We start from the raw sequence: 15,157 nt of genomic DNA, 5'->3' as shown, positions 1-15,157 counted from the left end.
GTTCGGAGCCACCCGCTCCGGCACGCTTTTCCCTAGAAGTCAGGCCGCCTGATCATAGGCGCGCACCTCGGTCACGAGGATGATCTCGCACGCCCCGGCCCCTTGGTCATTGCGGGTACGCGAAGTGCGCCAACGGGAACCGTCAGGCGCGTCGATGTCCACCAGATAGCCTTTGAGGCCGACGACGTCGTTCTCGCCGATCCCGTCGATCTTCCTCGCGATCGCCTCGTCAGCGGGAATGAGGTGCCAGTTGGCCGAATGCTTGCCGAAGCGGCGCACACGCGGATCCTGCCATGCGTCCCCGCCCGCCCGCCAGTAGTAGAACCGGCCCGACTGTCGGATCTTGATCTGCGAGTGCACTTCGGCCCTTGCGCCCTCGCTCCACGCGACTGCCAGATCGACGGGCGAGTAGTCCGAGAATGTATCGCCGAACAATCCGCCATAGTTACGGCGGCTCAGCACCAGTACGTCGGCATCGAACGTCGCAACCTTGCGCAGACCCCGCGCATCTGCCGGCATGCCGTCCATCATCGCCTGACGCGGGGCAGAGACCTGCGCATCACGCGGTTCCTCGCTGCACGCCGCGAGCGCCAGGGTAATGACCAAAAGGAAAGCGCGGTTCCGCATGGGAAGCCGCATACGCTCAGCCCAGCGGAACGCCGGGTTCGTTCTTCGAACGGCGGATGACGAGCGATGTCTTTACGCTTGCTACGTTAGGAGCGGGCGTCAGGCTGCTGGTCAGGAATTCCTGGAAGCGCTGCAGGTCCTTGCTCACGATCTTCAGAATGAAGTCGATCTCGCCGTTGAGCATGTGACATTCGCGCACTTCGGGAAGCTTCAGCACGTGCTCCTCGAACGAACGCAGCGCGTCCTCGGCCTGACTCTTCAGGCTGACCATCGCGAATACGGTGATGGTGAAGCCCAGCGTCGCGGGATCGAGATCGGCGTGATACCCCTGGATCGCGCCGCTTTCCTCAAGCGCACGCACGCGCCTCAGGCACGGCGGAGCCGTCAGGCCCACCCGGCTGGCCAGTTCCACGTTCGTGATCCGGCCTTCTGCCTGCAGTTCGGCAAGAAGCCTGCGATCGATCTCGTCAAAAATCATGCTCGTCAAACCCTGTTCGCGGCGAATCAGGCCACGCTCCTGATCTAGGGAAACGGAAAATGCCTGATACCGCAACTTGCGGATAACAGGATGGCCCCACTACGCAATAAATGAACTATGACGATGCCTGTTCCACTTTGCAACGGACAGATCGTTCCCCTTCCCCCCCGTTAAGACGATGTTTACCTCAAGCACAGGGGCGGAATCACGTGCGTCATCACCCCTGTCGATGCCGCATTGCCGCCCCGCCCGGGGGAATTGATGACACTCGACGACCGTTTGCGCACAGTGCTCGAAGTCGCTGCCGACAGCGATACTTCCGCACGCGCGCAGTATCAGCAGCTCGTCGACCTCCTCGGCAGCGGGCGCACGGTGGCGGACGGCTCGCTCGTCGCGGCCTCGTTCCTGCGCCTTGCCGCCCTTGCCCGCCGCATCCCGGCCTTCGAACGCGCGAAGATCCTCGCCGACCCTGCCCTGCGCCTGCGCTCCGCCCCGCTGGTGGCCCAGCTCTGCGAGGGGGAGGAAGAAGTCGCCAATGCCGCGATCGACGCGGCCGATCTCGACGAGGACGGCTGGACGGTGCTGATCAGCGTGCTCGACGAAAGCTTGCAGAACCGCGTCCGCAGCGCGCGCACCACGGGCCGAGCCCGCAATGTCGAGGCACCGCCCCCGCTGTTCGCCGAACGGGGGAAGAAGCGAACCTCGCTCGCCGACGAACTAACGCCCAGCGCCCCCGTCCCGTCCCGCGCGCCGCGCATGCCTGCGCCGCCCCCGCCGGCGGTCACTCAGCCCCCCGCCGAAACACCGCGCGACGGCGACATTGCCGAAATCGTGGCCCGCATCGAACGCTTCCGGCTTAAACGGCGCGAGCAGGTCAACGAGGAAATTGTCGCCACCGGCCGCAAGTCGCCTGTCGATCGGGACGAGTACCTGCTCGAAGACGAAGTCTCTCAGTCCGCGGGCCCGCCGCCCATCGCGACGACGCGCGAAATCGACTGCATGATCTCGCCCGAGGGCCGCATCGACTGGGCCGCGCGCCTGTCGCCGATGCTGACCGGCTTGATGCTCTCGCCCTCCGACAGCGCGAGCGCCAAAGTCGATGAGGCGACCTCGACCGCGCTGCGCCGCCAGCAGGCTGTTCGTTCGGGCCGCGTTACCATCGGGGCCTCGCCCGCGATTTCGGGCGTGTGGCGTCTGGACGCTGCGCCGCATTTCGATCCCGTGGGCCGCTTTCTCGGCCACCACGCGCGCCTGACCCGCGACATAGGCTCTGTACCCGACCGTCGCGGCGATCTCGTGAGACAGGCGCTCCACGAACTGCGCACGCCGATCAACGCGTTGCAGGGGTTCTCCGAGATCATCCAGCAGCAGTTGTTCGGCCCCGTGCCTCACCAGTACCGCTCTCTAGCGGCTGGCATTGCCGGAGAGACGGCGGCGCTGCTGGCAGGGCTTGAAGAGGTCGATCGCCTCGTCCGCCTGAGGCGCGGCACTCGCATTATCAGCGCGGGCGCAACCGCGATCGGCCCGCTGGTCGAATCGCTGGTCGACCAGGCTTCACCCATGCTGAACGCACGCCGCGCCCGCATGGATGCGCGCATTTCCGATCCGGGCATGACCGTACCTATCGAACAGGGCGAACTGGAACGCAGCCTCTGGCGCCTGATCGCGACCGTTGCTGGTTCGGCTCGTGATGGCGACGTGCTGCCCTTCTCACTCCACGCAGGCACCGATGCGGTGACGATCACGATCGGGATGCCGCCCGCTCTGGCCGAACTGGACGACGAAACGCTGTTCGGCGCATCGCCTGCCACCGACAGCAACGAGGAACTGGCGACCGGAATGCTGGGCCGCGGCTTTGCCCTGCGCCTCGCCTGCGCCGAGGCCAAGGCGGCCGGCGGCAGCCTTGAACGCGACGACACCGCTCTTATCCTCACTCTTCCAGCAAGGACTGACGAGGCCGAAAGCGAACACGAAGCCGTCGCCTGACGCAAGCGCGCTTGCCAAGCTCCTCTGCCCCCGCTAGTCGCGTCCGCCACGGGCCTGTAGCTCAGCGGTTAGAGCTGGCCGCTCATAACGGCTAGGTCGCGGGTTCGAATCCTGCCGGGCCCACCGTTTTCGCCGCTTCCCTCAAGGAAGCAGCACCAAGGGTCGGGGAGTAGCGCAGCCCGGTAGCGCGCCTGCTTTGGGAGCAGGATGTCGCAGGTTCGAATCCTGTCTCCCCGACCACCTTGATCCCAAATACATCACGCCAGCGCGGCGGCGTTGCGGCCCGCGATCCGTCCGAACACGATGGCATTGGCGATGGAAGCACCGCCGGCGGCATAGCAGTCACCGTGCATGCCGCCAGTTGTCTCGCCCGCGGCATACAGTCCGTGGATCGGCGTACCGTCGCTTGCCAGCACGTGCGCTTCGGCGTCGATGCGGATGCCTACGCCCGTCCAGCACACGATCGCCGCGTTGATTCGCGCGGCGTAGAACGGTCCGCGCCTGACGGGGCGCAGCATCCCCGCCGGTTTGAAATAGTCCGTATCCTCACCCCGGTCGCTCATCTCGGAATAGCGTTCGGCGGTGACCTTCATCGCGTCTGCCGGAAGGCCGCACCGCTGCGCCAGTTCCTCCAGCGTGGCGCCGGTCTGCAATGTGCCTGCCGCAACGTGGTCGAGCAGACGTTCCTCGTGCCAGTTGGGTGCCGGGCGGTACTGCGTGGTCGCAGACTCCAGCCGGGCATCCTCGTCGAGAATGGCCCAGCATTCGCGCCCCTCCTGCTCTCGCAAAACAGTGGCGAGTACCGAATATTCGATCGTTTCGTCGACGAAGCGATGGCCCTGCCGGTTTACCATCATCAGCCATCCGGGAAGATAGCTTTCAAGGTCCCGCGCAAAGCCCGGCGTCAGCAGGAGCAGACCCCGGTTGCGCGGGGTAAGCTCGCCCCCTGCCTCGAGCGCCAGCGTAAGCCCGTCCCCCTGGCAGTGGTCCGATCCGATGTACCAGTGCCGGTCGCCATGAAGCGCGGCATCGGGATAAAGCTCGGCAAGCATGGCCCTGTTCGCGCCGAAGCCGCCGGTGGCGAGAACGACCGCCCCTGCCGTCACCGGCTCGCCGTCCACGACGATGCCACGGCACCGGCCATTCTCGATCAGCAATCGCTCGACCCGCGTGCCGAGAGCCAGGTCCGCACCGCGCGTCGACAGGTGCCCTTCGAGCACCTCGGTGATTTCGGCGCCGTGGCCCGCGGCGCGGTGTCCGCGGCGTATCTTGTCGACGCCCGATGCATAGAGATCTTCGGTGCGAAACGTCACGCCCAGCTCGCGCAGCCATTCGAAAGCCGGGGTCGCATCCTTGCACAAGCGGCGCACGATGGCAGGCTCCGGCTTGTACTGGTTCAAGGTCATGTAATAGCGATACATGTCCTCGGCCGTGTCGCCTTCGATACCCGCCTCCCGCTGTAGCGAGGTGCCTGCCGCGTAGAACACCCCGCCGGACAGCGAAGTGGAGCCTCCGGCACGGTCATCGGCCTCGACCAGAAGCACGCGCTTTCCCGCATCCGCGGCGGTCAGCCCCGCCGCCAGCCCTGCTCCGCCCGCCCCTACGATTATAACGTCGTAATCGTCTGCCATACGCATCTCTTCCACCGATACTTCGCGCAACTGCACCATTTTTTGGCATGAACCCGCGTCGTTTCGGACGGGATAGCAGCGAAACAGCCGATGACCAAAGCGCGAATATGCGAAGTGGATCGGTATATTTTCCGCCCCGCCTCACGATGATCCAACCGGAAACCGTCTTACTTCAGCGATTCCCGGCCAATTTCCTAAAGGCCTTGCGCGATCGGGAGCGATGCGCGATCTCCGCACTATAATTAAGTCATATAACTTAATAAAAGAGGATTTCGCATGACCGCCATCGACCGCCTTTTCACCGCGCTGTCGCTCGGCGGCATGACCGTACGGAACCGAATCGCGATGGCACCGATGACCCGCGAATTTGCGCCAGGTGGCGTGCCCGGTGACGATGTCGTCGAGTACTATCGCAGGCGGGCCGCAGGCGGATGCGGGCTGATCATTACCGAGGGCATGGCCGTCAACGCCGCGGGCGCACATGACGGACCGATACCCCTGCTTTGGCAGAGCGAGGCCCAGGCAGCCCTTGGCCGGATCGCCTCCGCCGTGAAGGCGCAAGGCAGCTGTATCGTGGCTCAGCTCTGGCACGTCGGGATGCAGGATTCGCCGACGACCGTGAACCCCGGCACAGTGAAGCAACGCCCGCCGCGCGTCGGTCCGTCGGGACTGTACGGAAACGGCGAGCCCGGCGGCGAAGTCATGAGCGAAGACGACATCGCCAACACCATTGCCGACTTCGCCCGCGCCGCTGCCGCCGCCGAAAGCGCGGGCTGCGACGGCATCGAGATCCACGGCGCGCATGGCTACCTAGCCGATCAGTTCATGTGGGACAGGACCAACCGCCGCGCCGATACGTGGGGCGGCGAAACCGCGCAGCGCAGCCGCTTCCTCGCCGAGATCATCCGTGCCTGCCGCGCCGCGACCTCACCAGGCTTTGCCGTGATCGCGCGCATCTCGCAGTGGAAGTCGGTCGACTATACCGCCCGCCTTGCCGAAACGAAGGGCGAATGGGCAGCGATGCTCGAACCTCTGTGCGCAGCCGGGCTTGACGCCCTTCACGTTTCCACCCGCCGTTTCTGGGAACCCGGCTTTGCCGACGGCGATAGATCGCTGGCGGGCGTGACGAGGGACATCACCGGATTGCCCGTCATCGCGGTAGGTTCGGTCACGCTGGAGCGCGACTTCAAGGAAGGGACGAGCGAAGCCGGCGGCGGTATCACCGAAAGCGCAGCGCGCTCTGCCCATGTGGAGCAAGTCGCAGAAGCGATCGAAGCCGAAGAATTCGACATGATCGCCGTGGGCCGCGCGATGATCGCGAACCCCGATTGGGCGGACCTTGTGCGCGGGGGCCGTGCCGACGAACTGCGCCCCTTCACGCGCGATTTGTTGGCAAAGCTCGACTAAAAAAGCGGACCTGCCAGGTCAGAGTGGGCGCAGATCGTAGCGGCTGACGTAACCATCGGTCAGTTCGAACCAGACCATGAAGTGCTTGTCGGGACCGGGGCCCTTTACCGCACCGAGGAAAGCCCCCCTGTCACCTTCCATGACCATCTCGCAGACATGATGGGTAATCTTCGCATCCTTGAGCTGTTCGACGCGCGCGCTCAGCAATTCGTGGACCGCGTCACGCCCGTGAATGCGGCTGGGCTCTCCGCGCGCGAATTCGTGATGCGCCCAGACCTGGGCATGGCTCCAGTCGACATCGGGATGAAAGGCGGTGACGGCAGTGTCCATGTCGCCTTTGTCGACGTGGCCGTAATAGATGTCCTGAAACAGGTGGTGCGCGTGGGCCTTGTCGTTCATGCGATCTCCTCGGGTGTGCTGATCCTGATCTGGGCCGGATTGACGAGGCCATGCCGCCCCTTGTCGAGCGTCATGGCGAAAGCCTCCGGCAAAGCCTCGAGCCCTTCCAGCGTGCAGCCGATCAGCGGATCGAGCGCGATGCGCCCCGTGCCGACCAGCGCGACCGTTCTCTCGAACAGTGAGCGGGTCAGGATGGCGGGAAAGCTGAAGCGGATGCTGCGGAAGCGGAAATCCGCATACGGCAGGACGGCGGCATCGCCATCGAAGGACAGGCCGATGACCTGCCCTTCGGGTCGCGCCATCTGTCCGGCCTGTATCGTCGTCGCGTTACCCGCCAGCCCACGCGAAACCGGGCCGCCCGCGCATTCGAAGACGATGTCCGCGCCGCGCCCGCCGGTCAGTTCCAGCACCGTTTCGACCGGGTCCTGCGCCCGCACGTCGACAACCGCGTCGGCGCCAAGCTGTAACGCCAGTTCCAATGCCTCTGCCCGCCGCCCGACCGCGATCGTTCGTCCCGCTCCGGCTGCCCGCGCGGCCTGTAGACAGCCGAACCCCATCGCGCCCAGGCCGATGATCACGGCCGTATCCTCCAACGTCGGAGCGGCGGCATGGACCGCGGCGACGCAATCGGTCAGCGCCTGTATCGCTGCGCCCGCACTGTCGCTGACCGACGGCGGCAGCTTGGCCAGCAGGGTTTCTGGAAAGACACCTTCTTCGGCAAAAGCACCGGGATAATCGAAGCCGACAATGCCTTCGGGATGCGAGCCGCGAGCGGTGACGCGGTCGCCGACGGCAAGGCTGGTCACGCCTTCACCGATTTCGATGACCTGGGCAGAAAATTCGTGCCCGAACAGTTGCACCGGCCCCTCGCGAAGCCGCCGCGCGATGATGTCGTGGCCATAGCTGCGCTCGCCCTGAAACAGCAGGATTTCGGTGATGCTGGGCTGCGCGGTCAGGACCCGGACCCGCACCCAACCGGGCTTGAGCCGCGGGTCGGGCACGTGTTCAAGGCGCATGTCGCCATAGTCATGGGTTACCCATGCCCGCATCGCAATCCTCTCTCGTTTTGCGGTGCAGTATATGAGGATGGTTCAATAACGCAAACGACAGTGCGTCAGGCGCTCTAAAGCGTCTCCAGCTGCTCGCCGATCGACAGCCACTCCGCTTCGGCCTTTTCCAGCCGCTCGCTAACCTCGGCGCGGCGGACCAGCAGGTCGCCCATCGCGATGCCGGCAAGATGCTTCGGCGCTTTTGCCGGTTCGCACATCGCCTCGTCGATCTCGCTCAGGCTCGCCTCAAGGCGGTTCATCGTCTTCTCGGCCGATGCCAGTTCGGATTTGAGATAGCGGGCCTTCGCGCGCGTCTTGGCGGAATCGCCCGAAGAGGCCTTCGCCGGCGCTTGCTTGGCGTCCTTCTTCGGCTGGTTCCGGCCCAGCACGAAGTCGATGTAGTCGTCCATGCTGCCCGAATATTCGCGCGCGGTTCCTTCATCGACCAGCATCAGGCGATCTGCCGTCAGTTCGACCATGTGGCGATCGTGACTGATCAGGATGACCGCGCCGGAATAGTCGTTCAGCGCCTGGACCAGCGCCTCGCGCGCATCGACGTCGAGGTGGTTGGTCGGCTCGTCAAGGATGAGGAGATGCGGCGCGTCGCGGGTGATGAGAGCGAGCGCAAGCCGCGCGCGCTCTCCCCCCGAAAGCTTCTCGACTTTCTGGGTCGCGCGGGGGCCGGAAAAGCCGAAGCGGCCCAATTGCGCGCGGACGGCGGCGGGCGTCTTGCCCTCCATCGCCAGCGTCATGAGGTCGAGCGGCGTCGAATCCGATGACAGTTCCTCGACCTGGTACTGCGTGAAATAGCCGACCTTGAGCTTGCCCGGCGCCGACATCGCGCCTTCGACGGCCTGAAGCTGGGACGACAGCAGGCGTGCCAGCGTCGTCTTGCCATTGCCGTTGCGGCCCAGAAGCGCAATCCGGTCGTCCGCGTCGATCCGCATATTCAACCGCCGCAGGATCGGCGGGGCGTCGCCATAGGCAACCGCAGCCCCGTCGAGCGTGATCATCGGAGAGCGCAGTTCCCCCGGCGAAGGAAACTCGAAGCTGAGCGAAGGGTCTTCCATCAGCGCGACGATCGGCTGCATCTTGGCCAGCATCTTGGCACGTGCCTGCGCCTGCTTCGCGGTCGACGCGCGGGCGCTGTTGCGGGCGACGTAATCCTCAAGGCGCGCACGCTGCGCGTCCTGCGCCGCCTTGGCCGAGGCCAGCTGCGCGGCGCGTTCGGCGCGCTGCTTTTCGAAGGAATCGTAGCCGCCCGAATAAATCGTCAGCTTGCCGCCCTGGAGGTGCAGGATGTGGTCGACGACATTGTTCAGCAGGTCGCGTTCGTGGCTGATGACCAGCAGCGTTGCCGGATAGGACTTGAGGAAATTCTCCAGCCACAAGGTCGCTTCGAGGTCGAGGTGGTTCGAAGGCTCGTCGAGCAGGAGGATATCGGGCTGCGAAAACAGCAGCGCGCCAAGCGCGACGCGCATCTTCCACCCGCCCGAAAAGCTGGAAAGCGGGCGGCGCTGCATTTCCTCGTCGAAGCCAAGGCCGTTGAGGATCTTGGCCGCGCGTGCCGGCGCGCTGTAGGCGTCGATGGCCAGTAGCCGTTCGTGCACTTCGCCGAGCCGGTCGACATCGGTGCAGGTCTCCGATTCCTCGAGCAGCCGCGCTCGTTCCACGTCGGCGGCCAGCACCGCCTCTTCAGGCGTGATCGCGCCGTCGGGCGCTTCTTGCGCGATATAGCCGATGCGCGCCCGCGAAGGCTTGCCGATCTGGCCGTCGTCAGGCTCGATCTCGCCGATGAGAGTCTTCATCAGTGTCGACTTGCCCGCCCCGTTGCGCCCGATCAGCCCGACCCGCGCGCCTTGCGGAATCGTCGCGCTCGCGCGTTCGAGAATGGGCCGGCCGCCAAGCCGGACAGTGATGCCGTCGATAGTAAGCATGGGCGGCCCATAGCAGCACTGCCCCGAACGCCCAATGGCCTGAATGAATGGGGACGACAACGCTGTGCCGCCCCGCCTCCATGGTCATGCAAGGTATTCCGGTATTACAGCCCGTCGAGACCCTTGCTGACGAGGATGTTGACCGCGACGCGGCGGTTCTGCGCCTTGCCTTCTTCGGTGTCGTTGTCGGCTGCCGGGTCCGCCTGGGCCATGCCGGTGGGTGTCAACATCCGGTAAGGCTTCCAGCCGCAAGCCTGCTGCAGGTGGTTCACGACGCGCGCGGCGCGCTTTTCGCTGAGCGCCTGGTTCACTTCGTAGCTGCCGGTGGAATCGGTATAGCCGACAACGAGCAGCATCGCGTTGTCCATCGCATCGGCCTTGCTGGCCGCATCGCAAAGATCGCGTTCGGCGTCGGACGTCAGCATGTACTTGCCCGATGCGAAGTACACGTTGGTCGTGTCCTTGACGTTGTACTTGTCGATGTCGCTCATCCGGCTGCGCAGCGCCTCGGTCGCTGCGGCCTGCTTCAGGAAGCGCTGGTCGGTGCCGTTGTGGATCATCGCGGCAGTCTTGAGATCGTCGTTCTTGAAGCGGATCTCCTCGGCGAAGAGGCCCGTTTCGAAGCGGCGCGTCTTGATCGTCACCGGCAGGCCGTTGAACAGGGACGAAGTACCCTTTTCCTTGCTGCTCATGCCAAGGAAGCCGCCCTTGCCGCGGATCTCGGTGCGATCGTCGACCATGACGACGGCGCGCGCCCCCTCCGCCGTCGTGATCTGGACCTTCTCGCCGCTGCGGGCCGAGATGATGCCCTCGATCACGGGGCCCTTCACGCCGCGCATGCCGTTCACGGTCAGGACTTCGTCGTCCGACTGGAAATCCTGTGCGGAAAGGCTGGTCGTGGCACCCAGCATCGCGATGAGGAGGAGAGCCTTCGGCCCCTTGGCGAATATGGTCACAGCATTGCTCCTTCAACCGGTCGAGGCGGCGTCAAATTCGTCGAACGGCCAAAAACCTCGCAGGAAGCGGTAACCACCGGCTTTACGAATATGCTTACCGACGAAGCGGTTGCCGTTGGCGGATAGAGCCTGCATCGTGGGACAGAAGCGGCGGATATGCGCCGGTTGCCGGGGCTGAATCATGGACGTCGACGCCATTTACCGTAACAAGCTGACAAGCGCGGACGAGGCTGCCGCGATGCTGCGATCCGACAGCGACGTTGCCATGGGCATGGCGGTTGCCGAACCGCCCGCGATCCTTGCCGCCATGGCCCGCAGGGTGGAGGCCGGCGATCTTGATGCCTTGCGGATCTGGTATTTCCATTCGATGAGCCATGCCGCCGATACCGTCCTGCAGCGCGACCTGCTGGGCCGTGTCAGGCCGCACTGCATGTTCCTGAGCGGAGTAGAACGCGCCCTGATGCGCGCAGAGCCCGATCGCTGCGCGCAGATGATCGAATTCGTGCCCACCGCGTTCAGCGCCTCCCCGCGTCTCTTGCGGGAGGACCGCGAACTCGACGCCTGCGTCACGATGGTCTCGCCCATGGGCAGGCACGGCTATTTCACCTTCGGCGCGGCGAACGATTACACCTCGGCCGCGGCGCGGGCGGCGACGAAGCTGATCGTCGAGGTAAACCCGCTGATGCCCCGCGTCTTCGGCGAAGGTCCGCTTCACGTTTCCGAAGTCGATGTCATCGTCGAGAATCGCTCCCCCCTTCTCGAAGTCGAAGGTCACACGCCGAGCGCCGAGGACGAGGCCATCGCGGACATCGTTGCAGGCATGATTGATGACGGTGCCTGTTTGCAGATGGGCATCGGCAACTTGCCAAGCGCCGTTTGCGCCCGCCTGAAGACGCGGCGCGATCTTGGCATCCACACCGAATTGATGACTCCCGCGCTGGCCGAACTGATGCGGCACGGCGCTGTAACCAACCGGCTGAAAGCGACCTTTCCGGGCCGCAGCGTCTTTACCTTCGCGCTCGGTGACCGGGCGTTTTACGAATGGCTCGGCGACAACCAGGCGATCTATTCGCTGCCTGTCGACATCGTGAACGACCCGCGCCACATCGCGAAGAACGACAACGTCGTCTCGGTCAACGCGACGCTGCAGGTGGACCTGTCGGGCGCCTGTAATTCAGAACACATGATGGGCCACCAGTATTCGGGATCGGGCGGTCAGCTCGATTTCGTGCGCGGGGCGACTGCTTCCAAGGGCGGCAAGTCGATCATCGCCTGCCGCGCAACCGCCAAGGGCGGCACGGTGAGCCGGATCGTGCCGAAACTGGACGGCCCGGTCACGACCCCGCGCAACGACGTCGAATGGATCGCGACCGAATTCGGCGCGGCCAACTTGCGCGGCAAATCACTGAACGAGCGGGCAGAGGCCATGATTGCGCTTGCCCACCCGCGATTCCGCGATGCACTGGCGCGCAGCCTGTAGGTACTGGCCGAAGACCTATTGGGCGCGGGCGATCATGACCAGGTCGCGCCCGTCCTTCGTCGCATCGTAAAGCGCGTCCGCGTGATGCGAGCGCCGATCGCGATCCGTCTGGAAACCCCTGCGTCGCAGCCCCTGCTCCCCCAACGAACAGGAGTGACGGACGAACCACGAGATCGCGCTCCTACAGTTCAAGGTTGTTGTCGATGATCAGGTCGTGGTCACGATGCGTGATCTCTATGCGCAAGGCCCGCAATCGCTTGCTGGGCAGCATAAAAAGCGGCAGCTGCGACGTCCTCGAACGCCATCATGATCAACCAGGCCCTGCGCACAAGGCGCTAATGAACCATATCGACGCTGGACAAAGAACAAGGGGCTGCCCCGGCAGCCCCTTCGTTTCGGTAGAGTAGAAAGAGCGTGGGACGTCAGAAAACGTCGGAATCATCCTTCCGCTTCAGGATCGGCGGCGCAGGGCGTCTCTTGCCCGCATATCGGGCCTTGATCGCATCCAGCACGGCGGCGTCAATCGCTGCGGGAGATGCCCCCGCCTCGATCAGACCGGCAAGCGCGCGCTGAGTTTGGGCGATACGGTCCATCGACTGCAGTTCTGTCATGAACCGGTCGATCACGTCAGGTTCCTTGCAGAACGCTTCGCCCAGCCTCTCGATCTCTGCCGCCAGTTCGCGCAGGATCGTGGCCTCGACGACCTCCTCGTTGTGCATGGAGCGGGCCTTGAAAGTCATGTCGGCAACGCAAGTGGGCCGTCCACGATCACACAAACGAACAGCTTCGAATGCACCAGCTTCATGCTCGCCCCCTACAAATACCCTGCCGCGCTCCGTGGAGGGCTTCATTCGGAGGCTTTAGCCTGACCTGCCTTAAATCCGCTTCATCGCCGCCCTAGGGGTATCGACCTAACGACACGCGACGGTTCTTGGCCTTTTTGCCCATCAGGTGATCGCACCTGCCGGCCAACGCCTCACTGCCGACAAATCTGCCGCATATTTCCATCGGAAGTGGCAGATGGCGTAGCGGCTGCGTTTGGAAGAAAAGCGCATCGGCGGAGAAAATGTGGTGAGCCCTGCTGGGTTCGAACCAGCGACCTACTGATTAAAAGTCAGTTGCTCTACCGACTGAGCTAAGGGCCCCGACCACGGAGCGGTCACCTAAGGAGGGGCGGCGGCGCGGTCAAGCGCCTTGGTGACGATTGCGGAAAAGGAGTTGGCGAATTGACAGGTTCGTAAGTGGATCGCGCCAGTGCGGGACGATGGCCGCGGCGGGTTGCAGCACGAAATCGCGTTCGCGGAAAAGAGGATGCGGGATCGTCAGCGCCTCGTCCGCCCAGACCCCGCCTGACCAGAGCACGATATCGCAATCCAGCGTCCTTGCCGACCAGCGCTGCCCACCCCTGCGTCGTCCGAAGATTGCTTCCATATCCTTGAGCGCTGCCAGCATGTCGCGGGGGCCGAACTTGCTTCGCACGAGGATCGCGGCGTTGGCGTATTGCCGTGCTGAGGGCCCCACCGCTGCGCTGTGCATAACCGGAGAGGCCGCGACGACTTTGCCGACCGCATCGTCGATCGCATCAGTCGCCGCAGTCAGGACCTGTGCCGGTACGCCATACCTCCGATGCCGCACGTTGCCGCCCAGCGCGATCAGGTAGAGGTGCTGATCAGGCATCCTCGGCAAGGCGGCCGTAGAGCTGAGGGCGACGGTCGCGGAAGAAGCCCATGCCGGCGCGGTGCGTCGCGGCACGAGCAAGGTCCAGCGTCGCCACGAGAACGCCGGTTTCGTCGCGCCCGTATTCGGCAACCAGGTCGCCCCACTCGTCGCTGATGAAGCTGTGTCCGTAAAACGTCTGGTGCTCGCCCTCGCGCCCGATGCGGTTCGACGCGATCACCGGCATGCAGTTCGAAACAGAGTGCCCGATCATCGCGCGACGCCACATGCGGCTGGTGTCGAGATCTGCGTCGTACGGTTCCGACCCGATGGCCGTAGGATAGAAAAGCAACTCCGCCCCCATCAACGCCATGGCGCGGGCGGTCTCGGGGTACCACTGGTCCCAGCAGATGCCAACGCCGATGCGGGTGCCGAACACGTCCCACACCTTGAAGCCGGTATTGCCGGGGCGGAAATAGTACTTTTCCTCGTACCCCGGGCCGTCGGGAATGTGGCTCTTGCGATAAGTGCCCATGATTTCGCCATCGGCATCGATCATGGCGAGCGTATTGTAATAGTGGTGCCCGTCGCGCTCGAAAAAGCTGGTCGGGATCGCCACGCCAAGCTTTTTCGCCAGCGTCTGCATCGCGATCACCGAAGGGTGTTCCGCCGTCGGGCGGGCCAGCGCGAACAGCGCTTCGTCTTCCTCGCGGCAGAAATAGGGGCCGGAGAACAGTTCGGGCGGCAGGATGACTTGCGCGCCCTGCCCCGCGGCTTCGGCCACGAGGTCGCTGATCTTCGCGATGTTTTCCTGCTCGTCGTCCGAGCCGAGCGCGCATTGCAGCGCCGCGACGGTAATGCTGGTCATGGCCATGCAGATATGGTGCGCATGGCCCCAAGTCCACCGTAACCCGTCCAAGGTCAGGACCGAATGGGTTCGCGAACCGTTTATGCGGTTGATCGGATGGAAAACGACGCTGCCCCTCCCCATCTGTGCGGCAGCAAGGAGAAGACGGACTAATGGAACAGGTTATCGTGGCAGGCGGCTGCTTTTGGTGCACCGAGGCGGTGTACCGCGACGTGCTGGGCGTCAGCGATGTCGAAAGCGGCTATATCGGAGGCACGACCGAAAACCCCACCTATCGCGAGGTTTGTTCGGGCAATACCGGCCATGCAGAGGCGGTTCGCGTGACCTTCAATCCAGAGATCGTGCGACTGGGCGACATCCTCGACATTTTCTTTGCGACTCACGATCCGACGCAGCTGAACCGGCAGGGCAACGATGTCGGCACGCAGTACCGTTCGGCCATCTTCCCGCTGGACGACAGGCAGAAAGCCGAAGCCGAAGCCGCGATCGAGCGTGCGCAGGAAAACCATGACCAGCCGGTCGTGACGACGATCGAAGGCCCGGCGACCTGGTATCCGGCCGAAGACTATCACCAGGAATACTGGGAAGGTGACGGACAGCGCAACCCGTACTGCGTCGCGACGATCCCGCCCAAGCTGCAGAAGCTGCGCAAGAGCTTCGCCGACCGGGTGAAGCCTCAGTAA

15 protein-coding genes and 3 tRNA genes are annotated in these 15,157 nt (G+C 64.3%); 6 read left to right on the top strand and 12 right to left on the bottom strand.

Translation table 11 applies throughout. The annotated features are described in order from the left end of the window. Positions 1–39: 39 nt before the first annotated feature. Both A9D15_RS12470 and A9D15_RS12465 read right to left on the bottom strand, forming a co-directional pair. A complete protein-coding gene (locus tag A9D15_RS12470; RefSeq protein WP_156521772.1) occupies positions 40–627 on the bottom strand; it encodes a hypothetical protein in 588 nt (195 codons plus the stop codon). A 16-nt stretch (positions 628–643) separates the two neighbouring features. Continuing rightward, a complete protein-coding gene (locus A9D15_RS12465; RefSeq protein ID WP_066766097.1) occupies positions 644–1,105 on the bottom strand; it encodes an Lrp/AsnC family transcriptional regulator in 462 nt (153 codons plus the stop codon). Positions 1,106–1,366: 261 nt separating this feature from the next. Here A9D15_RS12465 and A9D15_RS12460 point away from each other — a divergent pair, with 261 nt between their 5' ends. From A9D15_RS12460 to A9D15_RS12450, 3 genes are all read left to right on the top strand, one after another. Beyond that, positions 1,367–3,091, top strand: coding sequence for a sensor histidine kinase (locus A9D15_RS12460; protein ID WP_066765465.1), 1,725 nt, complete (start codon positions 1,367–1,369; stop codon positions 3,089–3,091). Positions 3,092–3,141: 50 nt separating this feature from the next. Beyond that, a tRNA-Ile gene (locus A9D15_RS12455) sits at positions 3,142–3,214 on the top strand. Positions 3,215–3,254: 40 nt separating this feature from the next. Continuing rightward, positions 3,255–3,331: transfer RNA gene (locus A9D15_RS12450), tRNA-Pro, on the top strand. Between the two features lie 17 nt (positions 3,332–3,348). Here the strand turns inward: A9D15_RS12450 and A9D15_RS12445 are convergent. Further along, entirely contained in the window at positions 3,349–4,761 is a 1,413-nt protein-coding gene (locus A9D15_RS12445; protein ID WP_229660262.1) for an FAD-dependent oxidoreductase, read from the bottom strand. A gap of 237 nt (positions 4,762–4,998) precedes the next feature. On the opposite strand from A9D15_RS12445, the gene A9D15_RS12440 reads away from it, so the two are divergent. Further along, the gene (locus A9D15_RS12440) at positions 4,999–6,129 is read left to right on the top strand and encodes an oxidoreductase (RefSeq protein ID WP_066765463.1); all 1,131 of its coding nucleotides are present in this window, start codon (positions 4,999–5,001) and stop codon (positions 6,127–6,129) included. Positions 6,130–6,147: 18 nt separating this feature from the next. On the opposite strand, the gene A9D15_RS12435 is transcribed toward A9D15_RS12440, so the two are convergent. From A9D15_RS12435 to A9D15_RS16615, 5 genes are all read right to left on the bottom strand, one after another. Further along, entirely contained in the window at positions 6,148–6,528 is a 381-nt protein-coding gene (locus A9D15_RS12435) for a nuclear transport factor 2 family protein (protein WP_066765462.1), read from the bottom strand. Then, positions 6,525–7,577 carry a zinc-dependent alcohol dehydrogenase gene (locus A9D15_RS12430; protein ID WP_066765461.1) on the bottom strand — a complete coding sequence of 351 codons (1,053 nt, stop codon included), beginning with the start codon at positions 7,575–7,577 and terminating at the stop codon, positions 6,525–6,527. The genes A9D15_RS12435 and A9D15_RS12430 overlap by 4 nt, the downstream gene beginning before the upstream one ends. A 74-nt stretch (positions 7,578–7,651) precedes the next feature. Continuing rightward, the gene (locus A9D15_RS12425; protein ID WP_066765460.1) at positions 7,652–9,514 is read right to left on the bottom strand and encodes an ABC-F family ATP-binding cassette domain-containing protein; all 1,863 of its coding nucleotides are present in this window, start codon (positions 9,512–9,514) and stop codon (positions 7,652–7,654) included. A gap of 104 nt (positions 9,515–9,618) precedes the next feature. Further along, positions 9,619–10,470 carry an OmpA family protein gene (locus tag A9D15_RS12420; protein WP_066765456.1) on the bottom strand — a complete coding sequence of 284 codons (852 nt, stop codon included), beginning with the start codon at positions 10,468–10,470 and terminating at the stop codon, positions 9,619–9,621. Positions 10,471–10,482: 12 nt separating this feature from the next. Then, positions 10,483–10,653, bottom strand: coding sequence for a hypothetical protein (locus tag A9D15_RS16615; protein WP_156521771.1), 171 nt, complete (start codon positions 10,651–10,653; stop codon positions 10,483–10,485). Between A9D15_RS16615 and A9D15_RS12415 the strand changes: the two genes are divergently transcribed. Next, a complete protein-coding gene (locus tag A9D15_RS12415) occupies positions 10,652–11,950 on the top strand; it encodes an acetyl-CoA hydrolase/transferase family protein (protein ID WP_066765454.1) in 1,299 nt (432 codons plus the stop codon). The genes A9D15_RS16615 and A9D15_RS12415 overlap by 2 nt on opposite strands. A gap of 422 nt (positions 11,951–12,372) precedes the next feature. On the opposite strand, the gene A9D15_RS12410 is transcribed toward A9D15_RS12415, so the two are convergent. The 4 genes from A9D15_RS12410 to aguB all read right to left on the bottom strand — a co-directional run bounded on the left by A9D15_RS12410 (position 12,373) and on the right by aguB (position 14,474). Further along, positions 12,373–12,690 (bottom strand): hypothetical protein, encoded by a 318-nt coding sequence (locus tag A9D15_RS12410; RefSeq protein WP_066765452.1) that lies wholly within the window; start codon positions 12,688–12,690, stop codon positions 12,373–12,375. A 329-nt stretch (positions 12,691–13,019) separates the two neighbouring features. Beyond that, positions 13,020–13,095: transfer RNA gene (locus A9D15_RS12405), tRNA-Lys, on the bottom strand. Between the two features lie 40 nt (positions 13,096–13,135). Beyond that, the gene (gene folK / locus A9D15_RS12400) at positions 13,136–13,627 is read right to left on the bottom strand and encodes a 2-amino-4-hydroxy-6-hydroxymethyldihydropteridine diphosphokinase (protein ID WP_066765450.1); all 492 of its coding nucleotides are present in this window, start codon (positions 13,625–13,627) and stop codon (positions 13,136–13,138) included. Further along, the gene (aguB, locus tag A9D15_RS12395; RefSeq protein WP_066766093.1) at positions 13,620–14,474 is read right to left on the bottom strand and encodes an N-carbamoylputrescine amidase; all 855 of its coding nucleotides are present in this window, start codon (positions 14,472–14,474) and stop codon (positions 13,620–13,622) included. The genes folK and aguB overlap by 8 nt, the downstream gene beginning before the upstream one ends. 152 nt (positions 14,475–14,626) lie before the next feature. On the opposite strand from aguB, the gene msrA reads away from it, so the two are divergent. Next, positions 14,627–15,157: a peptide-methionine (S)-S-oxide reductase MsrA gene (gene msrA / locus A9D15_RS12390; RefSeq protein ID WP_066765448.1), complete on the top strand. Its 531-nt coding sequence runs from the start codon at positions 14,627–14,629 to the stop codon at positions 15,155–15,157.

It is taken from the genome of Croceicoccus pelagius, assembly GCF_001661915.1.
GTDB classification, from domain to species: Bacteria; Pseudomonadota; Alphaproteobacteria; order Sphingomonadales; family Sphingomonadaceae; genus Croceicoccus; species Croceicoccus pelagius.
Note: the sequence above shows the minus strand (reverse complement) of the source record. Positions and strands in the feature narration are given on the sequence as shown.

Coding starts and splice junctions, on each gene's coding strand:
- A9D15_RS12435 (WP_066765462.1), bottom strand. CDS start 6,528: ATGAACGACAAGGCCCACGCGCACCACCTGTTTCAGGACATCTATTAC.
- A9D15_RS12425 (WP_066765460.1), bottom strand. CDS start 9,514: ATGCTTACTATCGACGGCATCACTGTCCGGCTTGGCGGCCGGCCCATT.
- A9D15_RS12460 (WP_066765465.1), top strand. CDS start 1,367: ATGACACTCGACGACCGTTTGCGCACAGTGCTCGAAGTCGCTGCCGAC.
- A9D15_RS16615 (WP_156521771.1), bottom strand. CDS start 10,653: ATGATTCAGCCCCGGCAACCGGCGCATATCCGCCGCTTCTGTCCCACG.
- A9D15_RS12430 (WP_066765461.1), bottom strand. CDS start 7,577: ATGCGGGCATGGGTAACCCATGACTATGGCGACATGCGCCTTGAACAC.
- A9D15_RS12415 (WP_066765454.1), top strand. CDS start 10,652: ATGGACGTCGACGCCATTTACCGTAACAAGCTGACAAGCGCGGACGAG.
- A9D15_RS12410 (WP_066765452.1), bottom strand. CDS start 12,690: ATGACTTTCAAGGCCCGCTCCATGCACAACGAGGAGGTCGTCGAGGCC.
- msrA (WP_066765448.1), top strand. CDS start 14,627: ATGGAACAGGTTATCGTGGCAGGCGGCTGCTTTTGGTGCACCGAGGCG.
- aguB (WP_066766093.1), bottom strand. CDS start 14,474: ATGACCAGCATTACCGTCGCGGCGCTGCAATGCGCGCTCGGCTCGGAC.
- folK (WP_066765450.1), bottom strand. CDS start 13,627: ATGCCTGATCAGCACCTCTACCTGATCGCGCTGGGCGGCAACGTGCGG.
- A9D15_RS12470 (WP_156521772.1), bottom strand. CDS start 627: ATGCGGAACCGCGCTTTCCTTTTGGTCATTACCCTGGCGCTCGCGGCG.
- A9D15_RS12445 (WP_229660262.1), bottom strand. CDS start 4,761: ATGGTGCAGTTGCGCGAAGTATCGGTGGAAGAGATGCGTATGGCAGAC.
- A9D15_RS12465 (WP_066766097.1), bottom strand. CDS start 1,105: ATGATTTTTGACGAGATCGATCGCAGGCTTCTTGCCGAACTGCAGGCA.
- A9D15_RS12440 (WP_066765463.1), top strand. CDS start 4,999: ATGACCGCCATCGACCGCCTTTTCACCGCGCTGTCGCTCGGCGGCATG.